The organism is Flavobacterium myungsuense (assembly GCF_042677265.1).
Taxonomy (GTDB): Bacteria; Bacteroidota; Bacteroidia; order Flavobacteriales; family Flavobacteriaceae; genus Flavobacterium; species Flavobacterium myungsuense.
The window spans coordinates 1-25716 of sequence record NZ_JBHTIZ010000020.1; the positions used below are offsets into that span (position 1 = coordinate 1).

Genomic DNA, 25716 nt, shown 5'->3' on the forward strand with positions numbered 1-25716 from the left:
TTACTTTAGCATTTATTTTAGACGAATTCTCTAGCTTTATTCTATCCCGAATAATCGGGACTCGATTCTCTTACTCTCTTTTTATTTGTTCCGATATCGCTATCGGAACGGCTGTCAATTCAATATGTCTAGGAACGTATTCTTCTTCTTTAATATCGCTTTCATTCTCAAAGCGGGTGCAAAAGTAAGCATTCTTTTATATCTAACAAGCTTTTTGAAATAATTTTTTGAATTTATTTTCTTTTGTCTCGTTTTCAGTATTTTATAAGAACTTCCCTCTTTCGCGGGGTGCAAAGATAAACACTTATCTTACTTTTTTCCAAAACTTTCTTACCCTTTTTTTTACTTTTTTTATAAATCGTTGGACATGTGCGGGTTGTCAATTTTAAAATTTGCTTACAAAGGCGCTAAGACACAAAGTTCATTAAAAAAAAGAACAAGCAAAGTTTCAAAAGTTATTCAAATGTGCTTTTGAAATCAAATGTCAATAGCCCTGATAGTAGTGAAAATCCTTTTTCTTGCTTCTTTAGCAAGAAAAAGATTGTAACGGATAGAAGGAAAGAGCTCCTGATGAAATAAAAATTTAATTCCTATTCGAATTTTATAGCTTTTACAGGAGAAATCTTTGTAATAATGTAGGAAGGAATTAGCAAAACTAGTAAACAAATGATTATTGTTCCTAGATTTAATAGTAAAATATAGCCCCAATTAAGGTAGACTGGCGCTTGGTTGACGTAATAATTTTCTGGATTTAATTTAATTATTCCGAAATAGTACTGAATTGAAATTAGTCCTAAACCTATTAAGTTTCCCCAAAACAATCCACGAATTATTAAATAAAAGGCATTATAGAGGAATATTTTTCGAACTGCCCAATTATTAGCTCCTAGAGATTTTAGGATTCCTATCATTTGTGTACGCTCTAGAATTAGCACTAATAAAGCAACGACCATATTAATAGTTGCTACGACAATCATAATTATTAATATAGTTATAATATTGAAATCGAATAATTGCAACCACTCGAAGATGTAATAATATTTTTCTTCAATTGTTTTTGAATCTAGAGTAGAACTGGTTTGGGCATAAACTTCCTCTCCTTTTTCTTTAATTTTGCTAAAGTCATCAATAAAAACTTCGAAAGAACCAATTTGGTCGGATTGCCATTTATTAATGCGCTGTATGTGTCGAATATCTCCAATTATGTATGTAGAATCGAATTCCTGAAATCCTGAATTGTAAATTCCTACAATTTGAAAGATTCTTAAATTGGGCAACTGATTACTTTGCTCTTTCATGAAAAAAGTGTTGCATTTGTCACCTACACTTAACTGTAATCTATTAGCAAGGAATTGGGAAATAAGGATTTGATTGTTTAAATTATTAGAAAAATCAGGTAATCTCCCTTCGATGAGATATTCTTTTAAATTTTCCCAATAGTAGTCTTTTCCTACTCCTTTGAAGATTATTCCTTCAAATGCATTTGCGGTTCTAATTATTCCCGCTTTACTAGCAACGGCTTGAATGTGATTTATTCCTTGAACGGTATTGAAATTTGGATAGAAATTTTGATTTACGGAAATTGGTGTCGTACTAACCTGAGATTGATTATCATCGTAATTTGAAATAATAATATGTCCGTTAAAAGCAGCTACTTTTTCTCTTATTTTTTGTTGCAAACCAATTCCTGTAGCCACCGAAATAATCATCATAATCATTCCGATTGCAATTGCAGCAATTGCAATTTTTATAATAGGAGTAGAAATACTACTTTTGCGACTTTTAGCAGTAATTAATCTTTTTGCTATAAAATATTCTAAATTCAATGGTATTGTATATTTTGATTTTGATTGATTCGAGTCAAAAATACAGTTTTAGATACTATTTTTAATAGATTTAGATCATTTAATTATTTAAAAGCGCATCGATACCATGATTTTTCAAACTGTTTGTATCTCAATAAGAAATTTATTAAGTAAGTCATTTTTGTTATTACTACTATTCTTAGCTGTAATTTCTTGTAAAACAGCGAAGCCTATAAACTATTCAGCTCCAGCAGAAACAACAATCAAAAGTAAAATAAAATCGACAAAATTTTTGACAGGAGCTGACAATGTAAAAAGTTATTTTTCTATCTTAAAAAATAAGAAAGTAGGAATTGTAACCAACCAAACTGGAATGATTGCTTATGATTCTATTTATACTGTTTTTGATACCATATTAGATTCTCATATTGATATTGTAAACAAGAAATCATTACATATTGTAGATTATATCAAAGAAAAAACCAAAATCGAGCTTGTAAAAATTTATGCTCCTGAACATGGCTTTCGAGGAACAGCAGATGCTGGAGAATTGATTATTGATGGGAAAGATACTAAAACTGGTCTACCAATTATTTCATTATATGGTAACAACAAAAAACCAACTCCTGAACAATTAGCAGGAATTGATGTATTGGTTTTTGATTTACAAGATGTAGGTGCTCGATTTTATACCTACATTTCATCATTACATTATATTATGGAGGCTTGTGCACAAAATAATGTACAACTTATTATTTTAGACCGACCAAATCCTAACGGAGGTATTGTAGATGGTCCACTATTAGAAAAGGATTATTCTAGTTTTGTAGGAATGCATCCAATTCCTGTTTTACACGGAATGACCATAGGCGAATATGCTTTAATGATTAATGGGCAGAAATGGCTTAAAGACAGTATTCAGTGCCATTTAAAGATTGTGCCTTGTGAGAATTACCTTAGAGGCATGACCTATAGTTTACCTGTAAAACCATCACCTAATTTGCCTAACGATCAATCTATAAATCTTTATGCAAGCTTGTGCTTTTTTGAAGGAACTAATGTCAGCGTTGGGCGAGGGACTGATAAACAATTTCAAATTTATGGCTCGCCTTATCTTCCTAATGTTGATTTTTGTTTTGTACCGATGCCTAATTTAGGTGCCAAAGATCCTGTTTATAATGGAAGAGATTGCTTTGGTGAAGACTTATCTGGCATACCAAAAGTAAAACAGTTGGAATTAAAATGGTTAATAAAAGCCTATAATGAAACCGAAGATAAATCTAAATTCTTTAATTCATTTTTTACCAAACTAGCTGGAACCAAAAAATTACAACAACAAATTGAGTCTGGTATTCCTGAGGCTGACATTAGAGCCTCTTGGCAAAAAGATTTGGAGGAATTTAAAAAAATGAGAAATGAGTATTTGATTTATTAAAGGATTCAACTTAAAATGTTGTGAAAAGGAACGCCGATGAAACGGATTGCTATCGCAAAACGCAGATAAAAAAGGAATTTTTTCAATGTTCTTAAGTATTTAAAAAAACAAATTCGATTTCATTTTTAACTTTGAAGTGAAAAATACTTTAGATTCTCATAAAAAAACTTAGAACCTATTAAAAATGTAGTCTCTTTTTCATTTCCTCTACTATATTAAATGCTGCTGGACAAATGGCTACATTCTGCAGAGTCAAATCTGAAATTTGTTGAAACTTTTTCCTATCGGTATGAGGAAATTCTCGACAGGCTTTTGGTCGAACATCATAAATAAAACAAGTATTGTCTTGGTCAAGAAACGTACAGGGAACACTTTGCAAAACATAATCCTTGTCTTCATCTATTCGTAAATAGTTATCAATAAATTGTTGTGGTTTTAATCGCAAGTGTTTAGCAATGCGTTCAATATCAGCTAATGTAAAAAGCGGCCCTGTTGTTTTACAGCAATTAGCACATGATAAACAATCCGTTTTTTTGAATTCGGCATCGTGCAATTCTTGCATGAAATAGTCTAAATTCTTAGGTGTTTTCTTTTTTAGCTTATCGAAATACTTTTTGTTTTCGATATGCTTATCTTTGGCGAGCTTTTGAATTTCGTTTAATGATGGTTTCAATTTTAAGGTTTAAAGTTGAGTCTGCAAAAGTAAACAACTTCTATATTAATAACTAAAAACTAAAGGTGCGATTGCTTTGTACCTCGCAACTCCTCTCAAAGACTATGAAAGACCTTTTCGGAAAAGCCATACTCGATTATCAGACCAATAATTCTCCAGAAGATTTAATTACCGAAACTTCTATTTCTGAGGAAGACGAAATGAGTGTTGCTTATTTATTTCGGGATTTTAATGCTATGCCAAAACTAGAACAAAGAGCATTGCAGTTAGCTAAAGGGAAAATCTTAGATATAGGTTGCGGTGCCGGAAGTCATAGTTTGTATTTGCAAGATGAAATGCACTTGGATGTTACTGCAATAGATATTTCTGAAAATGCAATTAAGGCTTGTATTCTCCGTGAAATAAATAATGCAAAAGTGCAAGACATTATGACTTTAGAAAACGAAAAGTACGACACCATATTACTTTTAATGAATGGAGCTGGAATGTGTGGTAAACTAAAAAATGTTGCCGCCTTTTTAATGAAATTAAAATCGTTACTAAACGAAAACGGACAGATTCTTCTAGACAGTTCTGATATTATTTATATGTTTGACGAAGATGATCCCGAAGTTTCGGGAGGTGGAAAATGGATTGCTTCGCCTGTTCAGCCTTCGGCTTCGGGTTCATCTGAACATTCCTATTATGGAGAGGTTGTTTTTAATATTACTTACAAAGGTCAAAAAGAGAAACCTTTCGATTGGATGTATATTGATTATAATACTTTACAAAATGCAGCTTTAGCAAATGGTTTAAATTGCGAATTGGTTTTAGAAGGCGAACATTATGATTATTTAGCAAGGCTTTACATTTAGTTATTATATAAAAGCATTTAACAACCTTTATCTCGCATTTTATAATACCATACTTGATATTCCTTTGTTCGTTTTTAAAAGCAAGAAAAAAAATCTCACTTAATTTAACAAATGAGATTTAATTTCTAACTTATAAAATTATTTCTTGATTATTTTATTTGATTTTAATAATTTACCATTGTTGTAAATTTTTATATTATACAAACCAGCACTTAAATTTTCAATTGAAACAACTGATTCAGAACCAATCAATTTTTGAACTTTAACCAACTGCCCAATTGTATTGTATATTTCAACTTTATCAATAGAAATATCAGGGGATGAAATAGTAAAATTATCTGAAACAGGGTTTGGGTAAATAGATATAGCTTTTGCATAATTAACTTCTTCCGTGTACTGACTATTTTTATACCTACCTGTAGCTCCTGTTATGTTTGGGTTTAATCGTGTAAAGTTATTTATAGGTATACCATTATAAGATGAAAAACTACCACTCACAACAAACTTTCCATCAGTTTGAACATTTACTGAATACAAAAAACTAGAATTTAATCGATCACCAATTGTTGTTGGACCGAAACCTGTACCCGGATTGAAAGATGTATCTAATATCCCTATTGAACTTAGACGTGCAATCCTGTTTCTTAATAGTGATCCAATCGTTTGAAAACCACCAACTATAACAATTTTACCATCAGTTTGTATATCTAAATCTTTTACACCATAACCACCTAAAGGAAATGATATTAGACTTGGAACGAAAGTATTGTCTATAGCACCACTTGTATTTAATCTTGCCAAATGACTTCTATTTATTCCATTAAAAAAATAAAAGTTTCCACCAGCTAGAATTTTGCCGTCAATTTGTAGTTTTAAACATCTTACAGGTCCATTAAATCCAGTACCTACTACAAATGTTGAGTCAATAGTACCATTTGTATTCAATCTAATAATTTTTGAACCATTAGTTGAACCATAAGTAAGAAAGTTTCCTCCTAAAATAATTTTACCATCGGTTTGAATGGCGATACAATTTACAGAATTACCAGAAGAAGTTGAAAAACTTGAGCTAAAAGAAGTATCTAAAGAACCATTAGAATTTAAACGTGCAATATTTATTTTAATAACACCATTATAGGTAGTAAAAGAGCCGCCAATAAGTATTTTACCATCAGTTTGAATTGCTATTGTTTGGACAGCTGAATAGTTTGCATCAATAACACCAGTACCTATTGCAAAAGTAGTATCTAGAGTGCCATTTGTATTTAATCTTGCAATACCTTTTCTTGCAACACCATTGTAAGTAGAAAAACTACCACCAATAATTATTTTACCATCCGACTGTATTGCGGAAGTTTCAATTCTAAAATCAGCTCCGGTACCAACATTAAATGTTGTATCTAATGTCAAATTAGTATTTAATCTAGCAACTCTATTTACAGATATGCCTTTGTATAATGTAAATACACCACCAATAATAATTTTGCCATCTGCCTGAATTTTAGTGGTATAAACATCATAGTTAGCCCCATTATTACAATAAGCCAATTTAATAGAAACCTGATCATTTGCAATACAGCCTGAGTCATCCGTAATGGTTGCCACAAGTTGTCCTGGAAGTGCTGACCAATTTACATCAACACTTGCTCGATTGTTAGCTCCAGTTATAGTGCCTGTACCACCTTCTACAGTCCAAACCACAGTTTGATTTGATTGTAAGATAATAGAATTATTGGTTAATGAATTGGATGTAATACAAGCTTCAGTACTACCACTAATTGATGGGTACTGTAATTCAATTACTGTAACGGTAGTTTGAGCTATTAAAATATTTGTATTGCTAAAAAGTTTCACAATGTATGTTCCTGGTAAAAAGGTATGAGTAGGATTATTTAATGTAGAACTATTGTCTATACCAGAAGCTACATCCCCAAAATCCCATTTAAAGGATGAATAGCAAGAAGCTTGAGCAACATTTGGAAAAAATTTGTAAGTATTGCATGCTGTTGGATTATAGCTAATGGAATTAGGTGGAAGACTTGGTACAGTGTTGGGCAAGGTTTGGTGTATATAATCATATACACTTCTAGGAAATACAGGTCCATTTTTGGATAAATTACAAGCATTAAGATTTGCATTTGTAATTAAATTATTTGGATTATGAATTACTCTTAATTGATAGTTTCCAGAAACATCAAAAATATTGTTTGCATCTATAAAATAAATTTTATCATCAGGGCCTCTTTTCATCGAACTATTGATTAAAGATGTTGAAACAATTTTTTTAGTCAGAAATGGATTTGTTGAATTTAAATTAAATTGGTATAGATTATTAAAAAGATCTGATGTATAAAATAAATTAGAGTCTGAACTAAACTCTCCGCCTTCGACAGCAGCTAGAGGGTATGTTAATAAAGTTTTCTGATTAGAAAGTGTTCCGGAAAACTTATCAAAATCAAACATTAATAAATCTGAAAAATTAGGCATACCATATATTATTCTATTTCCATTTGGGGCAATTCTTATTATTTCATAATTTACTTTTGAATTTGGTAAAATTACACTGCTTGAATAACTTAAACCTAATGATGTTAATGAAAAAACAGTTAACAAAAGTTCTCCCGTTGTCTTTTTTAAGGTTGTAAAAATCCAATACCCGTCGCACTTCTGAAGAGCATTAATAGCAGTACCACCTACAAGTGCTGAATTATTACCTAATGAAAAACCTGACATCCCAAGTAGAGGAATTACAGGTATATTGATAGTTGTAACAGGCATTGATGGCACACTCCCCACCATAGTAATCTTTGTTGTTGTAAAACCATCCAAATAATTACTTACATCCGAAGGATTTTGATCTGAACCTTTAGTTAATATATAATAACTAGAAGTGCCTGGTATTGCAATAACAAGAACTCCATCTTTAGACCAAAGATTTCCTTTTAAAGGAACATTTACTCCTGTAGAGGAATTCAAAATAGTATGATTTGCTTTCCAAACGGTTACTCCGTTAGTGTAGAACAATAAATTACCTAAATTATCACTTTGTGTTGCACTTGAATTTTCAAAGTTATTTGCAATCGGAATTGATGTATCAACCACTGGCACCCCAGTGCCAAATTTTAATCCATTGCTTGTAGAAAAATACCAATTTGAGTTAGAACCTAACAATGATGTACAGTTCGTTACATAAATTTGCGTAGAAAAAACACTCGTTGTAACAGTACCTAAAACAGTTTTGGTTACGGTTAAGGTTACCGTATAGGGCGAACCTATTGCACTATTAAAAATATGATTAACTGCAGAAGTAGAATTTGAAGTAGCTGTACCATCACCAAAATTCCATAAATATATTGTATTGGCAGCATTAGCGACCAAAGGAGTTAATGTAACAGATGCCGCAGAACATGCTTGATATGTACTTGGTTTAAAGGTTGCAGATAGTAACGATTGATAACCACAAACCCCTGTATAAATTAAATTATCATTTGTAATTAAGGAGGCTCTATAAGTATTTAATGTTGCTACCATTCGGGAACTTTGCCCACTTGAAAACTCGAAACGACAAAGATCATTGGTATAGTCCATATAATTGTTAACAGCATCAGGTAAATCTCCTGGTAAATCACCAAAGCAAGAATTAACCGATGTTGGACATCCTGTATTGTAAGCACGAGCCTGAGGTGTATCGCATACTCTATCACCGTTAACTACACAATTTAGAATTCCTGACGCGTCAGTTGTATTATCATTTGAACCGTTACAACCTTGTTCAAAGGTGTGGTATAAAAATAAATAATGCCCAACTTCATGTACTAAAACTTTTCCTAAATTAGCACCTGGTAATAAATTGCAACTTGGACAAGTAGTATTGTCTCCAAAAGCATCATAACGCATAACAACACCATCATACCAAGAGGAACTTGGAAACGAACCATAACCAATTATGTTTGAAGCAGTGCCATTTGGATTATTAATGGTTTTGACAACATATATTCTCAAAAAGTTCTCGCCTCTTATTCTGTAGTCCGGAGTATAGCCACCAAACAAGATAGCTTCAGACGCTTCATTATAGGAATGATTTGAGGCTAAGCTACTATTGACATGTATAATTCCTGGGGTGGCGGATGTTGATCCAGAAACCATTGGAATACTAGTTGTACCAGCACCTGAACGAGTAGCTAGACAAAACTTAATTCCAGAACTACTAAAACTATTATTTAACGAAGTAATCTGACTTTGCACTTGAGCATCCGAAATATTTGTTCCAACACCTAAAGCTTCACCGCTATTAACAACATAAACTATAACAGGTATTGTAATATTAGTAGTTGTCGTTCTATTAAATACTCCGTTTGGACTTAATTTACTAATTTTTTCATTCATAGCATCATGAGTCAATTTTAGCTGAGGATTCTTTAGAATCTGTGCTTTTATTATTTCATCTGTAGCACATGGTGGAGAAGGTGTAGTCTGTGAATAAACAATAATATTCACTAGAACAAACAAAAGACAGAGTAGTTTTTTCATGATTTTAATATTTAAGATTATTCTTGTTATAAACCTACAAAATGTTCAAATATAAATTACAAAATATTTATGTTTTTTTTAACAATTTAGGATTTAACAATTTTAGACTTTTAAAAAGATCATTTAACAACAAGTAAAGAATAAATATTTTGTAATATTGTATTAAATAATAAAAAAATGAATAAGATAATTACTATTTTAGTCTTGTTTTTTTCTGTGTCAATCTTTGCCCAAAGAACTTGCGGAACAGATGCCAAATTGCAAGAACTAATTAAAAACAAACCCGGATTTGCTGCGAAATATAAAGAAATGATGAACTATATTTATAATCCCAATACTTCTAAAAATTTATTTAGTAAGCAAAGTAGTACTGCAAATACAGTAGTAACTATACCTATAGTGTTTCATGTATTGTATAAAAATGCCAATCAAAACATTAGTGATGCACAAATACAATCTCAAATAGATGTTCTCAATAAAGATTTCAGAAAACTTAACACTGATTTTAATACAGTTGTCCCTAATGCATTTAAACCATTAGCAGCGGATGTAGAAATACTTTTCTGTAAAGCGACAAAAAAACCTGATGGTACTGCAACAACTGGTATTACAAGAAAGTCAGTTCCTAATACTTTTGATTTTTTTAATGAATATTTTACTGCATCAGGGCAACTATCTTGGGATAATACAAAATATCTCAATATATGGATTGGAGATGCAGGAGGAACTAATCTTCTAGGTCTTCATTCACCCGCAGATGATGCAGATGGGGTGGCTATAAGCCATCAAGCTTTTGGTACATCTGGAACTGCTCTATCTCCTTTTAGAAAAGGAAGGACTACTACTCATGAAATAGGACATTATTTTGGGTTAAACCATCCTTTTGGTGATGGTAACTGTAAGCTAAGTGGAGAAGGAGACAGAGTTGCTGATACGCCAGCAACTAAGCAACCCTATTATGGATGCCCAACATTTCCAAATAATGATATTAATTATGTTTGCGAAGTTTCAACAAATGGGGCTATGTTCATGAACTATATGGAGTATGTTAACGACGCTTGCATGGCTTTTTTTACATTAGGTCAAAAAGAAATAATGCGAAATAGTTTGGCTGGACCTAGATTGAGTTTGTTATCATCTAACGGTTGCGGTACTTTAGGATTAAACGAGTTTGAAGCTGTAAATGCAATTGCGGTTTACCCAAATCCAGTTTCACAATACTTTATGATTACATCGCCACAGATTCAAATTGACGAAGTTGAATTATATAATGTCTTAGGGCAATTGGTAAAAACTCAAAAATTGATTCAAACTAATAATACAATACACATCGAAGAATTGCCTTACGGAACTTATTATTTGAGAATTTATAACCAAGGTAAGTTCTTAAAAACGGATAAAATTATAAAAAAATAAGAAAATCGTTAATTCTATACAAACTAAACTATTTTTAAAAGATTACCCTTTATTACATTTAAAAAAATTTATCCTATTATTTAGTTTGAATGGGAATTGGTATGGTATACAAAACCCTCACTCGCTTGCCATTTTTTATTCCAGCGTTCCATTTTGGAGATAGTTGCATCACTCTTTCGGCTTCTAAGCCAGAGCCAAAACCAACATCTTTTAATGTTCTAATGTCAGAAAGTGAACCATCAATTTCTACAATAAAGGAGATGAACAGTTTTCCTAATAACTGAGGAACATCTGGTTTTTTGAAATTATTTTCAAAAAAAGTATAAAAATTATCAATTCCGCCAGGAAAACTTGGTGAATAATCTACTTTGTCAACATCAAAAACATCTTCTACTGGAATTAAATTTTCTTCTTGAGCAAAACCAATTTGAAATAAAAATAAAAAAGATAGAAGTAAAATATTTTTCATGATTTAAGGTATATTCAAATATTTATGAGTTTGTAAAGAAACGCGCCATTTTGGATTTTTCATCACATAATCTACAATAAGCGGTGTCATTTCTTCTTTTTTGCTCCACTCTGGCTGCAAAAATAGAATTGCGTTTTTATTTACTTTTTCAGCTTGTTCTTCGGCAAAAATAAAATCATGTTTATTGTAGATAATGACTTTCAACTCGTGAGCATTGTCATAAACAGTTGTTGTTGGCAACATATTTTTCTTTGGCGAAAGACAAATCCAGTCCCAATTTCCGGTTAAAGGATACGCCCCTGAGGTTTCTATATGCACTTTCAAATTCTCATTTTTAAGATTTTGAGTCAATAAAGTCATATCCCACATTAAGGGTTCTCCGCCTGTTACTACAACGGTATCAGCATTATTTTTAGCATTGGTGACGATTTTATTTATAGCTGTAGGTGGATGCAAAGCGGCGTTCCAACTTTCTTTTACATCACACCAATGGCAACCTACATCACAACCGCCAATTCTAATAAAATAGGCTGCTGTTCCCGTATGAAAACCTTCGCCTTGAATGGTATAGAACTCTTCCATTAGCGGAAGCATTGTTCCTTTTTCGACTGCTACTTGAATTTCTTTTGCTAACATTTGTTGTAAATAAAGTGCAAAGATAGGGAAATGGATTTGGGATTTTAGATTTAGGATTTAGGAATTGTAAAAATGCCTAAAATTAATCTATAGCCCTGATTACTTCACGTAATTTTCATTTTCATCGGAGTTTAGTGAACTTCGTTTGAAGTGGAAATCCTCCCGATTTTTTATTGGGAGATTGAAACATAAAGCAGGTAGAAGCTTTAATAAAAAAACCAAAATTTTCGCTCCTAAAAGAAAAAAACCGATAGTTTAGTGACTATCGGTATCTTGAATTATAGTTGAATTTTTATTTTAATGTTGCTAAAGACTCTGTTGCATACTGATTGGTTGGGTCTAATGCTAAAGTTTTATTAAAATACTCTTTTGCCTTTACTTTATCGGTATAGGCATAATTGGCTGCAATTAAATTGTAGGATTCAATAAACTTATTTTTGTTTTTAACCACTTCTTCTGGACCTTTTTCAGTAACGATTCTAATATACTCTTCATAATATTTAGCCATCATTTCGTCATTCTCTAGCAATCTGTTGGTTCTTGCTCTGTAAATATAGGCGTCTTGAGTAGTAGGCGAAGCTTCTATTACTCTGCCAAAAGCGGCATCGGCTTTTTGAAGTGCAATTGGGTCTACCTTTACTACATCTTTTTTGGTATTACTAAAGTAAATAGAGTTTCCTAGGTAAAAATTATCTAAAAGGAAATTTCTAGAATCAGGATTGGTAACCGCTATTTCATAAATAGCTGCTGCTTCTCTGTATAATTTTTGCTCGTACAGTTTTTTTCCAATTTCACTTAAATCATTGGTCATGGAAATCTCTATTTCTACTGATTTTTTAATATCGGCTACGCCGGCATCAAAAATAGTTTGATCTACAATTTTAGTTTCTAAATTATTTGCTTTTTTAAGTTTAGCTAAGCCCAAATACAAATAATCTCTTGCAATTATTTTATTGGTAGGATTTGCAATAAAATCTTGAATCGACTTTATAGCCACATCTATATTCCCGTTTTCATAAGCCGAATACCCTAAATAACGTAAAATTCTCGGATTTACATTATCTAATTCCTTCATTTTATTGGCTTCTATTTCTAAAGCTTTATAATCTTTGGCTAAGATTAAGAAATCGGCATGACGCATACGTGAAGTAAGCGAATAATCAGTCATACTTAAATACTTTTCATAATAACCAAGGGCTTTTTGTATGTATTCGTTGTATTTTTTGGGTTCATTATTTCCCCAATAGTAGTAAGTTTCAGCTAATTCTCTGTACACTGGACCGTAATTCGGATTTGTTGCAATAACATTATCAAAAGATTTCACAGCTTCAGTATAGGCTTTAGCACCTTTTAACAGAACCCCTAATTGCATATTTGCTCTAGTTAAAGTATTGTCTGTATTAAAAGCAGATCTGTATGCTGTGTAGGATTCATTTTGATTTTTATCACCATAATAAGCATCTCCAAAAGCCATTAGTAAGTTTGCATCAGTAGAGTTAACCAATTTTGCTTTATTTAATGATACCAATGCGGCTTTATAATCAGGCTTGTTAGCATTCATGTAGGCTTTTGCGATATAAATATATTCTTCGATATCTTTTTTCTTAATGTCTTTAGTAGCCAATGCAAAGTTAGCTTGAGCAGCAGAAGTATTATCGTTATCTAAATCTATTTGACCTAAACCAATATAATTCAATTTAGCACCTTCTGAAGCTGCTAAACCTTTTTGGAAATATATTTTAGCTGAATCTTCTATGTTTTGTTTGAGATAAATATTTCCTAGAAGAAAAGTGGCTTTTCCGTTTCCAGGTTTTGCCTGAATAATTGATTTAAGAATGGTTTTTGCTTTTTCGTATTGTTCAGCATCAATAGACTTCTTTGCCGACTCAATATCTTGAGCATTAGTTACTGATATAGTTGCTAATACTAAAAAGCTAAAAATTTTAAATGTATTCATCGTTTTTAAATTAATTTTATTTTTTATCATTACTGATTTGTTTCCGAATATTAAGTTTTCTCGAAGGAAAGGTTACAGGAACCAATCCTGACTTCAAAACGATTCTTTGTCCAATATCTCCAGCTATAAATGAGGCAAACCCCATTCCTAAGCCTGAATATCCTTGACAATTTATAATATACAAATCACGTGCCAAAGGATATTTGCCTTCCGCAATGTTATTTTGAGTTGGGCTGAAGTAATTTGCATTATTGATGTCTTTTACTTCTAAAACATTTATTTTGTCTATATAATCCTGCATTTTTGGCATTGGTTCAAAAATACAATTTACACCAACAACACCAATCATTCCGTTGTTTTGCGAAACGTATTTAATTACTTCATCATTTGTTTTAAATGAAAAAACACCATTCTCAGGCAAGCTTTTTATACCGGCTTTTTCACAAATATATCTTGCAGTACTTGAATTTGGGTTGTCAAAAACCAGCCCTTTTATTGTGAATTGTTTTTTATTTTGAACAAAATCAATTACCTCTTGTAACGCTATTAAAGTATCTTTATTGTTTTTGTTGGCTATTAATGCAATTGCATCTTTTGCAAAAAGTGTTGTTTTAGGAATTAACTTTTTATTTTCAAAAAAAGTTGTTTCCTCTTTTGTTAAAACTCTTGAAAGTATTGCAATTCGAGAAGTATTATTTAACAACGATTGAATTACTTCTTTTTCAGACTTAGCAGCAATATTAATTTTTGCTTTGTATAGGCTTTCAAAAATTTGAACTTGATCTTCAATAATAGGTTTCAAGGTTTCATCAACTTCAATTGTTGTATTGCCCGTTAGTATTGTTTCGTTTGTATTTTTAGTTTCTGATTTTTGATTACAGGAAACAAAAAATAAGATAAAAAAAACTCCAATAATTTTAAAATATATCTTCACTTTATTCTTCATTAGAATTAAAAAAACGCATAAATCGAAAAAAAGAGTATATAATTAAAACGATTCCAAAAACTACTCTGTAGCTAGGTTTCATGTTTATTGGAAATTCTTTCCAAAAAATGATTATTAACCCAAGTCCCAGATATAGTAAGAAAAAAAGTATTCCTATAACGAGAAGAAACCGCTCTTTTAGCGATTTCTCCTTGAAATTAATTATTGTTTTCTCAAACATTATTCAGCTGATTGTATATTGATTGGCAAAGAATAAAGTACTCTTACTTTTTTTCCGTTTTGCTCACCAGGAGTCCACTTTGGACACGATTTTAGTACACGAACAGCTTCTTTACCAGTACCGTAGCCAATATCTCTAATTACTTTAATATCCGTTAGAGAACCATCTTTTTCTACAACAAAAGAAACGAAAACTTTTCCTTTTAGTCCTTCTTCTTCAGGAGTTTGATAATTCTTACCAACGAATTTATAGAATTTTTCCATTCCTCCTGGGAAATCAGGTTTTACTTCTATACCAGCTGTGTTATATACTGAATTATCTTCTTCTACAACATCTTTTGGTCCGTTACCCACAGGCTCAACAGTTAATTCAGCATCTGGATCTCCTTTAATAGTTTCTGCACCAATTTTCTTGTCTTTAATTTCTTCGATTTTTGGTGGGTCTTCAGTAACTTCATCCGCTTTAGCAACCACAGGTTTCACAAATTTTACTTGATCTACTTTAGGAGGCGGAGGTGGAGGTGGAGGTAAATTCTCGATAGGTTTTTCTTCTTTGGGAGGTAATTTAACTGTCGTGATTTTTATATCTCTATTTTCATCAGCATCAGAAGAATCTGGCAACAATTTAGCTATTAATGGAGCGCCTATTGATAAAGCGAAAATTAATGTCCCAATGATAAGTGCCCTTACAGAAGTCTTAGAATTCGTTTTTCTCAATTCGTAAGCACCATAAGCTTTATTTCGTCCTTCAAAAACAATTTCTAACCACTGTCTTTTAAATAAGTCTAATTTCATATACTTCTAGTTATTAGGTTATTGAGGTAAAGGATTGCTTTTTTTTCCGTCTAACAATGCTGCTTCTTCAGGGGTAAACTCAGGAACAATTGCATAGGTTTCAACACCAGCAATTACCATTTCGTCAAGTATATCTACAAGATTCCGATAATTCGATTTCTTAGTAGGCTTAATGATTACGATAATTCCGTCTTTTGGTTTCCCTTTAGCAGCAGAATACTCTAACACTAATTTCTTTCTTTTTAGCAACTCTTCACGAATTCCGCCTTTTCCATAAGCAAAATCTTTTGGAGCTCCTCCAGCAACTGGAGTTGCAAGTAAACCAACGTAACGAATTATTTTATTATTATCACCTAACATAATCGTCATAGTTCTATTCTCATCAACTTTTACGGGAGGTGTCTTTTCTTCTGGGTCTTTATCTGGCAACCCCAAACTCATAGATTGTGGTTTAGACAACGTAGTGGTAAGCATAAAGAATGTAATTAATAAGAAAGCCAAATCTACCATAGCAGTTAAATCTACTTTAGAGTTTTGTTTTTTACTTCTTACTTTACCACCTTTTCCGCCACCATCGTCGCCAGTATTTAATTCAGCCATTTTAGTGTATGTTTTTAATTATTTTTCTTTTCCTCTTAAGCCTGTTACGAGGCTAAAGCTGTTGACTTTTTGAGCTTGTAAAATATCCATTACTTTTCTAATAGCAGGATATTCTTCCTTTGCATCACCCTTTATAGCTATTTGCAATTCTTTGTCATTTAACTCAATATTAGCAATACGTGCATTCTGTACCCAGTCTGACAATTGATTGTCTAATGAATCTTTAGGTATTCCCGGTTGATTTGCTTTAGATCTATCGGCACTCTTCATGTCTAAAATTTGTTTTAAACTTTGAAGAGGAACACCAAAACTTTCCATTAATGCAAACTTATCCATATCTGTATCTGAGAAGTCAACTTTGTACTTTTGAGCCATCAACTCCAAAGTTCTTTTGCGAACTTCCCTTCCTTTTAAGTCAAAAAACACTTTACCTTTCCCTACTGTTAGAGTTGCTAAATCGGTTTCAGGCAACTTTGTTTGAACTGTAGATGCCGGAGTATCAACAGGTAAAACTTCAGGTACTTTAGCTGTAGCAGTCAAAATAAAGAATGTAAGCAATAGAAACGCTACGTCACACATGGCCGTCATATCGGTACCAGTTGACTTTTTTTTCATTTTTATTTTAGCCATTTTATATATTATTTAATGTATTATACATCAAAAAATTATTGTTTTAAACTTCCTCTAAATCTTCTGTATGTATTTACAATAGTAGTTCCAGCTTCATCAATAGAATACGTTAAATCATCGATTTTTGAAGTAAAGAAATTGTAAGCAATAATAGCCAATACAGAAGTTGAAATACCAGTTGCAGTATTAATAAGTGCTTCTGAAATACCGGTTGCAAGTGCAGCTTGATCTGGAGTTCCTGCGCTAGCTAAAGCTCCAAACGCTTTAATCATACCTGAAACCGTTCCTAATAATCCACCAAGTGTCCCTAAAGAAACCAAAGTAGAAATAATAGTCATGTTTTTTTCTAACATTGGCATTTCAAGAGATGTAGCTTCTTCAATTTCTTTATGAATCGTTTCTGACGCTTCTTCGCTATTGAATCCTTCTTTTTTTACATCTTGATATTTTACCAAAGCCGAGCGAATTGCATTTGCAACTGACCCTTGTTGTTTGTCGCAAATTCCAATGGCTTCATCTATTTTACCTTCTTTAATATCGCCTTGTACTTTTTTCATAAAAGCATCTAGGTTTCCTTTACCTGCTGCTTTAGCTATAACAGTAAATCTTTCAATAGAAAACACAACAACCATCAATAGCATTCCTAATAAAATTGGAACAATAAATCCTCCTTTATATACCATACCTAGCGTATTTAAAGGATGTCCTTTTTCTGGATCTCCACCTTCAAAATTTGCCTCAGCTCCCATAAGAAATTTCCATACAAAAAACCCTACAACAACACAAGCTACAATAATAATAGTAGAGATCATTCCTCCACTGTTTGAACTGCTTTCTTTTTTAACGTTTGCCATTTTTTTTTAATTTTAATAGATTTAAATAATTTTATAGATTTTAATTGAAATGATGCTTCATCAAGGACAAATTTAATTTTTTAGTTTAAATAAAAAAACTTTTTTCAATTATTAAATTGCATATAACAACAAAAACGTTTTCGTGACTGTTTTATTGCGTGAAATAGCATAAATTTTCTTTGTTTAAAAACAAATCATAACCAAGCATTTAGACTACTTTTATGTTTGTTTTTGTGTGTAAATAGGATAGTTAATTCCTGAAAAGATATTTTTTAAAATTTTTAGTATCTTGCGTAGATTTTAATTTTTAATTCTTTAAAGGATGTCCAAAAAAGACAGTTTCATTCAGAAAATAAATGATGGGTATGCTTCAAAAGGAGAAAGCATCATTTTAGGAGGCGCAATGTTAGACGGAGAAGCAGTTAGTAATGTTCATGTTAAGATTCCTCTTAAAACCCTCAATCGCCACGGGTTAATTGCCGGCGCAACGGGAACTGGAAAAACAAAAACCATTCAGGTTTTATCAGAACAAATCTCATCGTTTGGTATTCCTGTTCTTATGATGGATATAAAAGGGGACTTTAGTGGAATTGCAAAAGAAGGCGAGGAAAAATCATTCATTACTGAAAGACATCAAAAAATAAATATTCCATATATTACCTCGAGTTTTCCTGTAGAATTATTAACTTTATCAGAACAAAATGGTGTTCGCCTTCGTGCAACTGTTTCTGAATTTGGACCTGTTTTATTTTCTAGAATTCTCGATTTAAATGATACACAAGCTGGAGTAGTTTCGGTAATTTTTAAATATTGTGATGATAACAAAATGCCTCTTTTAGATTTAAAAGACATTAAAAAAATCATTAATTACATTACCGAAGAAGGAAAAGAAGAAATTGAAGAGAGTTACGGGAAGATTTCTACCTCAACAACAGGCACTATTCTAAGAAAAATTATTGAATTAGAGCAACAAGGAGCTGACTCATTCTTTGGCGAAACTTCATTTGATATTAATGACTTACTTCGCTTTGACGAAAACGGAAAAGGGTTTGTAAATATTATTCGCTTGACGGACATTCAAGATAAACCTAAATTGTTTTCTACATTTATGTTGAGTTTATTAGCTGAAATTTATCAGCAAATGCCTGAAAAAGGAGATGCTAACCAGCCAGAATTGGTATTGTTTATTGACGAAGCGCATTTAATTTTTAATGAAGCTAGTAAAACGCTATTAGACCAAATTGAGACTATTGTCAAGCTCATTCGTTCTAAAGGAATTGGCGTTTTCTTTATTACTCAAAACCCAATGGACGTTCCTAGTGGTGTTTTAGCACAATTAGGATTAAAAATTCAACATGCATTGAGGGCTTTTACAGCCAATGATAGAAAGGCAATTAAAATGACAGCCGATAATTACCCAACTTCTGAATTTTATAAAACGGATGAACTTATCACGTCATTAGGAATTGGAGAAGCTTTAGTTACTGCTTTAAATGAAAAAGGAATCCCAACACCGCTGGCAGCAACGATGATGCGGGCACCACAAAGCAGAATGGATGTTTTAACTGATGCTGAAATTGATGAAATTAATTCGAAATCAAAATTAGTTCGAAAATACAATGAAGCAATCGATCGAGAAAGTGCTTATGAAATGCTAACTAAAAAAATCACTTCAACTCAAGAACAAGTTACAGAAACACAAGAGGAAAAAGAAAGCAAATCAGAACCTAATACTGCAGAAATAGTGACTAAATCGGTTTTGAAAGTAGTAACTAGTGCTACTTTTATTCGTGGAGCTTTTGGAATTTTGATGAAGATACTTAAAAAATGAAAAAATATTTTATTCAAAAAACACCATTTATAGTTCCTACGTCTGACGGGAAACTTATAGAAGAACACCACGGAATTCCAACCACAGGAAACTCCGAAATTTCTATTGCTCACATGATTGCTCCACCACATTGGAGCGAACCTTTTCAAACGCCTGAATTTGATGAGTATACCTATATCATTTCAGGCAAAAAGCAATTTATTATTGAGGGAGAAATTGTTATATTAGAAACTGGACAATCTATAAAAATAGAAAGAAATACTCGAGTACAATACTCAAATCCATTTGCAGAACCTTGCGAATATATAGCCATTTGCAAACCCGCTTTTGATTTTATGAAAGTAAATAGAGAAGATTAATTTTAAATTTTAAAAAAAACCAACCAATTTAAATATCTTTATAAAGTTAAAACCATTTTTTATGAAAACCAATGCCAATTCTATCATTATTGCGGTTGCAATAGTACTTTCAGCTTATTTATTCTCAAATGCTTTTCAAAACAGGAATCAAAGTAACGACACCATTAGTGTTACAGGATTAGGAAAAAAAGATTTCACCTCTGATTTAATTGTTTGGAGTGGTTCTTTTTCTAAAAAAAGTTTCACTTTAAAAGAAGCCTATGCCTCCTTAGATGCCGATAGAGCTAAAATAAAAAGTTATTTATCTTCAAAAGGAATTGCTGACTCAGAAATTGTTTTTTCGGCAGTCAGTTTTAATAAAGATTTCGAAACTACATACAATGAAAATGGCACTTTAAAACAACAAATTTTTACCGGTTTTACGTTGACTCAAAATGTTACAATACAATCTAAAGAAGTCAATAAAATAGAAGATATTTCAAGACAATCCAGTGAACTTATTAACTCAGGTATTGAATTTTACTCCAATGCTCCTGAATATTATTATACTAAACTAGCTGAATTAAAAATACAAATGATTGCAGAAGCCACAAAAGATGCCAATATTAGAGCTAAAAGTATTGCCGAAAATGCAGGAGCTGGTTTAGGAAACTTAAAAAAATCGGATATGGGGGTTTTTCAAATTACGGGACAAAACTCTTCTGAAGATTTTTCGTATGGAGGTTCGTTTAATACTTTCTCTAAAAACAAAACAGCTAATATTACTGTAAAGCTAGTCTATCAAGTAAATTAAATTTCTTATTTATAAAAAAATCTCGTTATTACTAACGAGATTTAAAACCCTCACCCCAACCCTCTCCAAAGGAGAGGGAGGAGAAAATATAAACTTTAGATAATTAACATAGCATCACCATAAGAATAAAACTTATACTGTTCTTTTATGGCTTCTTCATACGCTTTTTTCATTAAATCATGACCGCAAAAAGCTGAAATCATCATCATTAATGTAGATTTTGGCGTATGAAAATTGGTAATCATACAAGTAGCAATGCTAAAATCGTGGGGAGGAAATATAAATTTATTTGTCCAACCTTCAAAAGGATTTAATGTTCTAGCAGACGAAACCGAGCTTTCTATGGCGCGCATTGAAGTAGTTCCTACTGCACAAATTCGCTTCTTTTTTTCTTTTGCTTGATTAACTATGTCACAAGCCTGTTGTGAAATTTTTAATTCTTCAGAATCCATTTTGTGTTTTGATAAATCTTCTACTTCAACCGGATTGAAAGTTCCAAGACCAACATGCAAAGTAACTTCGGCTAATTTTACACCTTTTATCTCTAATCTTTTCAATAAATGTTTAGAGAAGTGCAAGCCTGCTGTAGGAGCCGCAACAGCACCTTCTTCTTTAGCATAAATGGTTTGGTAACGCTCTGCATCTTCAGGAGTTACTTCACGATTGATGTATTTAGGAATTGGCGTTTCTCCCAGTTCAGTTAATTTATTTCTAAATTCATCATAAGAGCCATCGTAAAGAAAACGTAAAGTTCTACCACGAGAGGTTGTATTATCAATTACTTCGGCAACTAATGAATCATCATCACCAAAATACAATTTGTTTCCGATTCTAATTTTACGAGCTGGATCTACTAAAACATCCCAAAGGCGTTGCTCTGAATTTAATTCTCTCAATAAAAAAACTTCTATTCTAGCGCCAGTTTTTTCTTTATTTCCGTATAAACGAGCTGGAAAAACTTTAGTATTATTTAAAATTAATACATCTCCATCTCCAAAATAATCAATAACGTCTTTAAATGTTTTATGCTCAATAGTTTTTTTCTCTCTGTTAACCACCATTAAACGTGATTCGTCTCTGTTCTCAGCAGGATATTCTGCTAAAAGTTCTTTTGGTAAATTGAATTGAAAATGTGATAATTTCATTTGAAAATATTAGAAGTTAGGGGTTAGAAGTTAGAAATTTTAGTTTCTTACTTTTTAACGTGTGCAAATATACGATTGTGAGATAGGCGTTGTCAAGTGTTTCGAGGTTTATTTTTCTTTTTACTGCAAATCCCGTTGTTTTGGGAGCCAAGTCACGAAGTTTTTATGTCTCCAAAATTTGACCAGATGCATCGCCGAACGGAGCGCAGCTAAACCCTAAGCCATTTAAATCTTCCCAGAAATCAGGGTAGGATTTCGAAACCACTTCTGCATTTTCTATATTTATGGGTACTTTTAAAGCTAATGGTGCGAATGCCATTGCCATTCTATGGTCGTTATAGGTAGCAATCGTAACATTAGGATTAATTTGGTTTGAAGCTACAAGCATTAAACTTTCATTAGTTACCGAAATGTTTGCGCCAAGCTTTGTAAGCTCAATTCGCAATGCCTCTAACCTGTCGGTTTCTTTAATTTTTAATGTGTGAAGCCCTGTTAAATGACAACCTATTCCAAGACCTAGACAAGTAACTACGATTGTTTGGGCTATATCTGGAGTATGATTTAAATCGAAGTTTAAAGTCTCGTGTTTAAAGTTAGGCAACTTGACCAAGGTCATTTTATTTTCTTCAAAACGGGTCTCCACTCCCATTTTAGCATAAATTTCAACTAAAGCCGAATCGCCTTGTAAACTCGATTTTTTATAACTTGATAAAGTTACGGAAGCCTCTTGTGACAAAGCCACTATGCTAAAAAAATAGGATGCCGAACTCCAATCCGATTCAACTGTTATAGTTTGTGGTTTTAAAGATGTTGTTAATGGCTTAACAGTTATTGTATTCCCTTCAAAATGGGTCTCTACTCCTATTTCATGCAACAAAGCTAATGTCATATTGATGTAAGGAATAGAGGTAATTTCGCCTACTAGGTTCAATTCAATTCCATTTTTTAATTTTGGAGCTACTAATAGCAAAGCCGAAATGTATTGACTGCTTACATTAGCAGGAATGCTTACTTTATTAGCAGTTATATTTTGTCCTTTTATTCGAATGGGCGGATAACCCTCTTGATTTTCATAAGAAATTTGTGCTCCTAACTGTTGTAAGGCTTCGACCAAAACTTTTATAGGGCGCTCGGTCATGCGTTGCGAACCTGTTAAAATAACTTCACTCCCTTCATTTACAGCAAAATAAGCCGTTAGAAAACGCATGGCTGTTCCTGCATGATGAATGTCTACTAGAGATTCATTGCCTTTTAGGGCTTTTTGCATTACTTCGCTATCATCTGAATTTGAAGTATTGGCTAAAGTTATATCTGGAAACAGTGCTTGTAACAACAATAATCTATTCGTCTCAGACTTAGAACCTGTTATTGCAATAGCTGCTTGAAAATCGGATTGAGAGGTTTGTAACTGTAAATTCATTTTTATTTTTTAACAAAGAAGTGCAAATATAGTTAGAGAAAATGAAATTTTTAAACCTAAAGGAATTAAGTTTCATTTCGATTTTGTCATTTTTGTTTCTTATTATTCTTGTAACTATTTTTATATCGCACTAATTTTAAATCCATTTTCTTGTCGAAAGGGGCTTGAAAATAATTCCTATTTAGTTTGCTAAGTATAAACTATGAAAACCACATGAGCACGTTATTCGACAAAATCTTTATTCTTATAGATTTTTTTTCAGGTTTTTTTGCAAATAATAGAGATTGCATTGCTTCATGACACGCAACTTCTCGAAATAAAAAAACCGCCTCAAATTTCGTTTTGAGACGGCTTCTTTCTATTTAATATTATTTTTTAGTAATTATTTGAAAAGTGAATTGATAATTAGTCTTCATCAGCAAGCATACTTTTCTGAATATAAATGTCTTTCTTTTCTTTGGTCTTTGAAGTTACTTTCACATTTTTAATGATAATCTTCTTAGCTATAATTCCTTCAGAAGTTTTTAGTCTTACCACATATGTTCCTGTACTTAAATCTCTTACCAAGACTTTTATAAGAGCACTTTGATTTTCATTTGAAACATCCCAAGTACTAATTGACTGACCCAATAAATTGTATAACATAACGGATTCAACAATTGTGTTAGGTGAACTGTTTTTTACACTTATCGTATTGTCATTATTGGTAAACATTATTGAGATAGTGTCTTCTAAATCAAAATTATTTACTGCCACTGCTAGCGTAGTTTCATTTTTATAAACCACAATAAAACGATCATTGAAGCTTCCGATTTCTGCAGTAAAAGTATATGGTGACAGTTTCAAGTTATGAACAACTTTTGTCATATTATCTTTCAAGAATATGTCTTGAGCATCCGCAAATAAACCTATTGAACGATCGATTGCGATGGTATATTCTCCAGCTGTTTTTGCTTTGAAGCCAAGAGGAACTGTATCATTTTCATCAAACGGCAATGCACGTCCTTGAATAGCATAGTTCGCCTGCTCTACAATAGAACTTAATTCTACTGCCCCAGTACCAAATACTTTTGCATCATAAACATCAACTCCCTGGGTTGCTCCAGTAACATAACTAATAGCAGTTTGAGAAAAAGCTCCTTTAGTACTTGTAACATTTAACCAAACTGTATTTCGTTCTTCGTTTTGAGACGTTCTGAAAAATTGATTCGCATTGTTAGCAATTCTTTGAGAATTTTTAAACTGAAGAACCGCTGAAGATTTATTAGCCTCAACTATAAAACCCTGACCTGTTTGAATTATACCATTAGGATCTGGTTTTGGTGTTGAAACATTTGCTTCCACATTAGAAATAAATGTTCCTCCAGCCCAAATACAATAGGAATTGTTTACCAAATCGCCATTAGTTTCTCTCCAAAAATAAAGTGCTCCAGTAATGAAATCACGATTATCATTGACAAATTCTGTCATACTAATTGGAGATGGATAAGGGTTTCCAACTAAATTAAAACCGTACGTTTTTGTTAAGTTAGGGTCTACATTTGTAACCTGATTATAAAACAAATTATAATTATAATCTCCATTATTAGGCACTCCAGTAAACTTTCCTGTCCAAATTGTTGGCGTGGTAGGATGCGTATTAGAAACTCGTATTAAAAATCCTTTGGCCGCACTAAACACACTGGTAGATGGTACGATTGGTTCATAAAAATTAGTAGAAGAAACATACTGATAAAATCGATTAGTCATTGTATTTGGAGAAAAAGACAACACATTTTGATTTGCTACTGGTGATGACCATAACGTATAATCCAAACGCATCAATAAAGAACTATTTCGATTCACAACAATAGCCCCAGAGTTAGAATTAGTTGTACCTCGCTGAAGTAAATTAGCATTGTTTGATAATGTAAAACTACTACCGTTGACTACAGTTATTGCATTATTTAAGTTAACATTATAACCTGATGGAATAATAACAATAGCATTGTTGTCTACAGTTAATGAACAAGCATTAATATTCGCTGCTATGCTGTAATTACCTGAGATAATCGCTGCACTTGAACTTGTTGGGGCACCATTACTCCATGAGGTTCCGTTCCAAGTGGTACTTCCTCCCGTAGATATGGTTATCGTATTCGAACTAACTGGTGAATTTGTCAAACAAGGAGTAGCGTTTGAAGTCATTGTAACTGTAACTGAATCACCATTGACTAATGTCGTCGTTGTAAATGTGGCACTGTCGGCTCCAATATTCGTTCCATTCAATTTCCATTGGTAAGAAGGAGAAGTACCTCCATTAGTTGGTGTAGCGGTAAATGTTACACTTGTTCCAGGACAAATTGTAGT

Annotated in this window: 21 protein-coding genes; 7 read left to right on the forward strand and 14 right to left on the reverse strand. The window is 32.3% G+C overall.

Annotation, left to right across the window (positions count from 1 at the left end; genetic code table 11):
- Positions 1-188, forward strand: a 188-nt coding sequence (locus tag ACFQ0S_RS07250) for a hypothetical protein (RefSeq protein WP_379819074.1), incomplete at its 5' end; no start/stop codon positions are given.
- Between the two features lie 402 nt (positions 189-590).
- On the opposite strand, the gene ACFQ0S_RS07255 is transcribed toward ACFQ0S_RS07250, so the two are convergent.
- Positions 591-1826 (reverse strand): ABC transporter permease, encoded by a 1236-nt coding sequence (locus tag ACFQ0S_RS07255; protein WP_379755718.1) that lies wholly within the window; start codon positions 1824-1826, stop codon positions 591-593.
- Between the two features lie 106 nt (positions 1827-1932).
- Between ACFQ0S_RS07255 and ACFQ0S_RS07260 the strand changes: the two genes are divergently transcribed.
- A complete protein-coding gene (locus ACFQ0S_RS07260; RefSeq protein WP_379755715.1) occupies positions 1933-3240 on the forward strand; it encodes an exo-beta-N-acetylmuramidase NamZ family protein in 1308 nt (435 codons plus the stop codon).
- Positions 3241-3418: 178 nt separating this feature from the next.
- On the opposite strand, the gene ACFQ0S_RS07265 is transcribed toward ACFQ0S_RS07260, so the two are convergent.
- Positions 3419-3913, reverse strand: a complete 495-nt coding sequence (locus ACFQ0S_RS07265; protein ID WP_379755712.1) for a YkgJ family cysteine cluster protein — start codon at positions 3911-3913, stop codon at positions 3419-3421.
- 104 nt (positions 3914-4017) lie between these two features.
- Here ACFQ0S_RS07265 and ACFQ0S_RS07270 point away from each other — a divergent pair, with 104 nt between their 5' ends.
- On the forward strand, positions 4018-4767 hold the full coding sequence (locus tag ACFQ0S_RS07270; protein ID WP_379755709.1) for a class I SAM-dependent methyltransferase: 750 nt from the start codon (positions 4018-4020) through the stop codon (positions 4765-4767).
- Positions 4768-4905: 138 nt separating this feature from the next.
- Here ACFQ0S_RS07270 and ACFQ0S_RS07275 read toward each other — a convergent pair whose 3' ends face one another.
- Positions 4906-9297, reverse strand: coding sequence for a M43 family zinc metalloprotease (locus ACFQ0S_RS07275; protein ID WP_379755706.1), 4392 nt, complete (start codon positions 9295-9297; stop codon positions 4906-4908).
- A 177-nt stretch (positions 9298-9474) separates the two neighbouring features.
- Here ACFQ0S_RS07275 and ACFQ0S_RS07280 point away from each other — a divergent pair, with 177 nt between their 5' ends.
- Complete coding sequence (locus tag ACFQ0S_RS07280) at positions 9475-10713, forward strand: M43 family zinc metalloprotease (protein WP_379755703.1); 1239 nt, start codon at positions 9475-9477, stop codon at positions 10711-10713.
- Between the two features lie 76 nt (positions 10714-10789).
- Here the strand turns inward: ACFQ0S_RS07280 and ACFQ0S_RS07285 are convergent, their stop codons facing one another.
- From ACFQ0S_RS07285 to ACFQ0S_RS07320, 8 genes are all read right to left on the reverse strand, one after another.
- Positions 10790-11182 carry a hypothetical protein gene (locus tag ACFQ0S_RS07285; protein WP_379755700.1) on the reverse strand — a complete coding sequence of 131 codons (393 nt, stop codon included), beginning with the start codon at positions 11180-11182 and terminating at the stop codon, positions 10790-10792.
- 3 nt (positions 11183-11185) lie between these two features.
- Positions 11186-11818: a 7-carboxy-7-deazaguanine synthase QueE gene (locus ACFQ0S_RS07290; RefSeq protein WP_379755697.1), complete on the reverse strand. Its 633-nt coding sequence runs from the start codon at positions 11816-11818 to the stop codon at positions 11186-11188.
- A 292-nt stretch (positions 11819-12110) separates the two neighbouring features.
- Positions 12111-13775, reverse strand: coding sequence for a tetratricopeptide repeat protein (locus ACFQ0S_RS07295; protein WP_379755695.1), 1665 nt, complete (start codon positions 13773-13775; stop codon positions 12111-12113).
- A gap of 16 nt (positions 13776-13791) precedes the next feature.
- Entirely contained in the window at positions 13792-14721 is a 930-nt protein-coding gene (locus tag ACFQ0S_RS07300; RefSeq protein ID WP_379755692.1) for a PstS family phosphate ABC transporter substrate-binding protein, read from the reverse strand.
- 219 nt (positions 14722-14940) lie between these two features.
- Positions 14941-15735 (reverse strand): energy transducer TonB, encoded by a 795-nt coding sequence (locus ACFQ0S_RS07305; protein WP_379755689.1) that lies wholly within the window; start codon positions 15733-15735, stop codon positions 14941-14943.
- 18 nt (positions 15736-15753) lie between these two features.
- Entirely contained in the window at positions 15754-16335 is a 582-nt protein-coding gene (locus ACFQ0S_RS07310; protein ID WP_379755686.1) for an ExbD/TolR family protein, read from the reverse strand.
- 18 nt (positions 16336-16353) lie between these two features.
- Entirely contained in the window at positions 16354-16965 is a 612-nt protein-coding gene (locus tag ACFQ0S_RS07315) for an ExbD/TolR family protein (RefSeq protein WP_379755683.1), read from the reverse strand.
- Positions 16966-17000: 35 nt separating this feature from the next.
- Complete coding sequence (locus ACFQ0S_RS07320; RefSeq protein ID WP_379755680.1) at positions 17001-17819, reverse strand: MotA/TolQ/ExbB proton channel family protein; 819 nt, start codon at positions 17817-17819, stop codon at positions 17001-17003.
- A gap of 322 nt (positions 17820-18141) precedes the next feature.
- Between ACFQ0S_RS07320 and ACFQ0S_RS07325 the strand changes: the two genes are divergently transcribed.
- The 3 genes from ACFQ0S_RS07325 (at position 18142) to ACFQ0S_RS07335 (ending at position 20802) form a co-directional block, all read left to right on the forward strand.
- Positions 18142-19650: a helicase HerA-like domain-containing protein gene (locus ACFQ0S_RS07325; RefSeq protein ID WP_379755677.1), complete on the forward strand. Its 1509-nt coding sequence runs from the start codon at positions 18142-18144 to the stop codon at positions 19648-19650.
- Positions 19647-20009 carry a cupin domain-containing protein gene (locus tag ACFQ0S_RS07330; RefSeq protein WP_379755674.1) on the forward strand — a complete coding sequence of 121 codons (363 nt, stop codon included), beginning with the start codon at positions 19647-19649 and terminating at the stop codon, positions 20007-20009. The genes ACFQ0S_RS07325 and ACFQ0S_RS07330 overlap by 4 nt, the downstream gene beginning before the upstream one ends.
- A gap of 61 nt (positions 20010-20070) precedes the next feature.
- Positions 20071-20802 (forward strand): SIMPL domain-containing protein, encoded by a 732-nt coding sequence (locus ACFQ0S_RS07335; RefSeq protein ID WP_379755671.1) that lies wholly within the window; start codon positions 20071-20073, stop codon positions 20800-20802.
- Positions 20803-20897: 95 nt separating this feature from the next.
- Here ACFQ0S_RS07335 and queA read toward each other — a convergent pair whose 3' ends face one another.
- From queA to ACFQ0S_RS07350, 3 genes are all read right to left on the reverse strand, one after another.
- A complete protein-coding gene (gene queA / locus ACFQ0S_RS07340; protein WP_379755668.1) occupies positions 20898-21947 on the reverse strand; it encodes a tRNA preQ1(34) S-adenosylmethionine ribosyltransferase-isomerase QueA in 1050 nt (349 codons plus the stop codon).
- A 163-nt stretch (positions 21948-22110) separates the two neighbouring features.
- The gene (gene aroA, locus ACFQ0S_RS07345) at positions 22111-23367 is read right to left on the reverse strand and encodes a 3-phosphoshikimate 1-carboxyvinyltransferase (protein ID WP_379755665.1); all 1257 of its coding nucleotides are present in this window, start codon (positions 23365-23367) and stop codon (positions 22111-22113) included.
- A 405-nt stretch (positions 23368-23772) separates the two neighbouring features.
- On the reverse strand, positions 23773-25716 hold a 1944-nt coding region (locus tag ACFQ0S_RS07350; RefSeq protein ID WP_379819075.1), incomplete at its 5' end, for a T9SS type A sorting domain-containing protein.

Excerpts from the sequence above, each read along its gene's own strand:
- ACFQ0S_RS07310 (WP_379755686.1), bottom strand. The coding sequence starts at position 16,335 with ATGGCTGAATTAAATACTGGCGACGATGGTGGCGGAAAAGGTGGTAAA.
- ACFQ0S_RS07295 (WP_379755695.1), bottom strand. The coding sequence starts at position 13,775 with ATGAATACATTTAAAATTTTTAGCTTTTTAGTATTAGCAACTATATCA.
- ACFQ0S_RS07325 (WP_379755677.1), top strand. The coding sequence starts at position 18,142 with ATGTCCAAAAAAGACAGTTTCATTCAGAAAATAAATGATGGGTATGCT.
- ACFQ0S_RS07300 (WP_379755692.1), bottom strand. The coding sequence starts at position 14,721 with ATGAAGAATAAAGTGAAGATATATTTTAAAATTATTGGAGTTTTTTTT.
- ACFQ0S_RS07330 (WP_379755674.1), top strand. The coding sequence starts at position 19,647 with ATGAAAAAATATTTTATTCAAAAAACACCATTTATAGTTCCTACGTCT.
- ACFQ0S_RS07260 (WP_379755715.1), top strand. The coding sequence starts at position 1,933 with ATGATTTTTCAAACTGTTTGTATCTCAATAAGAAATTTATTAAGTAAG.
- ACFQ0S_RS07280 (WP_379755703.1), top strand. The coding sequence starts at position 9,475 with ATGAATAAGATAATTACTATTTTAGTCTTGTTTTTTTCTGTGTCAATC.
- ACFQ0S_RS07315 (WP_379755683.1), bottom strand. The coding sequence starts at position 16,965 with ATGGCTAAAATAAAAATGAAAAAAAAGTCAACTGGTACCGATATGACG.
- ACFQ0S_RS07305 (WP_379755689.1), bottom strand. The coding sequence starts at position 15,735 with ATGAAATTAGACTTATTTAAAAGACAGTGGTTAGAAATTGTTTTTGAA.
- ACFQ0S_RS07290 (WP_379755697.1), bottom strand. The coding sequence starts at position 11,818 with ATGTTAGCAAAAGAAATTCAAGTAGCAGTCGAAAAAGGAACAATGCTT.
- ACFQ0S_RS07335 (WP_379755671.1), top strand. The coding sequence starts at position 20,071 with ATGAAAACCAATGCCAATTCTATCATTATTGCGGTTGCAATAGTACTT.
- ACFQ0S_RS07275 (WP_379755706.1), bottom strand. The coding sequence starts at position 9,297 with ATGAAAAAACTACTCTGTCTTTTGTTTGTTCTAGTGAATATTATTGTT.
- ACFQ0S_RS07320 (WP_379755680.1), bottom strand. The coding sequence starts at position 17,819 with ATGGCAAACGTTAAAAAAGAAAGCAGTTCAAACAGTGGAGGAATGATC.
- aroA (WP_379755665.1), bottom strand. The coding sequence starts at position 23,367 with ATGAATTTACAGTTACAAACCTCTCAATCCGATTTTCAAGCAGCTATT.
- queA (WP_379755668.1), bottom strand. The coding sequence starts at position 21,947 with ATGAAATTATCACATTTTCAATTCAATTTACCAAAAGAACTTTTAGCA.
- ACFQ0S_RS07270 (WP_379755709.1), top strand. The coding sequence starts at position 4,018 with ATGAAAGACCTTTTCGGAAAAGCCATACTCGATTATCAGACCAATAAT.
- ACFQ0S_RS07285 (WP_379755700.1), bottom strand. The coding sequence starts at position 11,182 with ATGAAAAATATTTTACTTCTATCTTTTTTATTTTTATTTCAAATTGGT.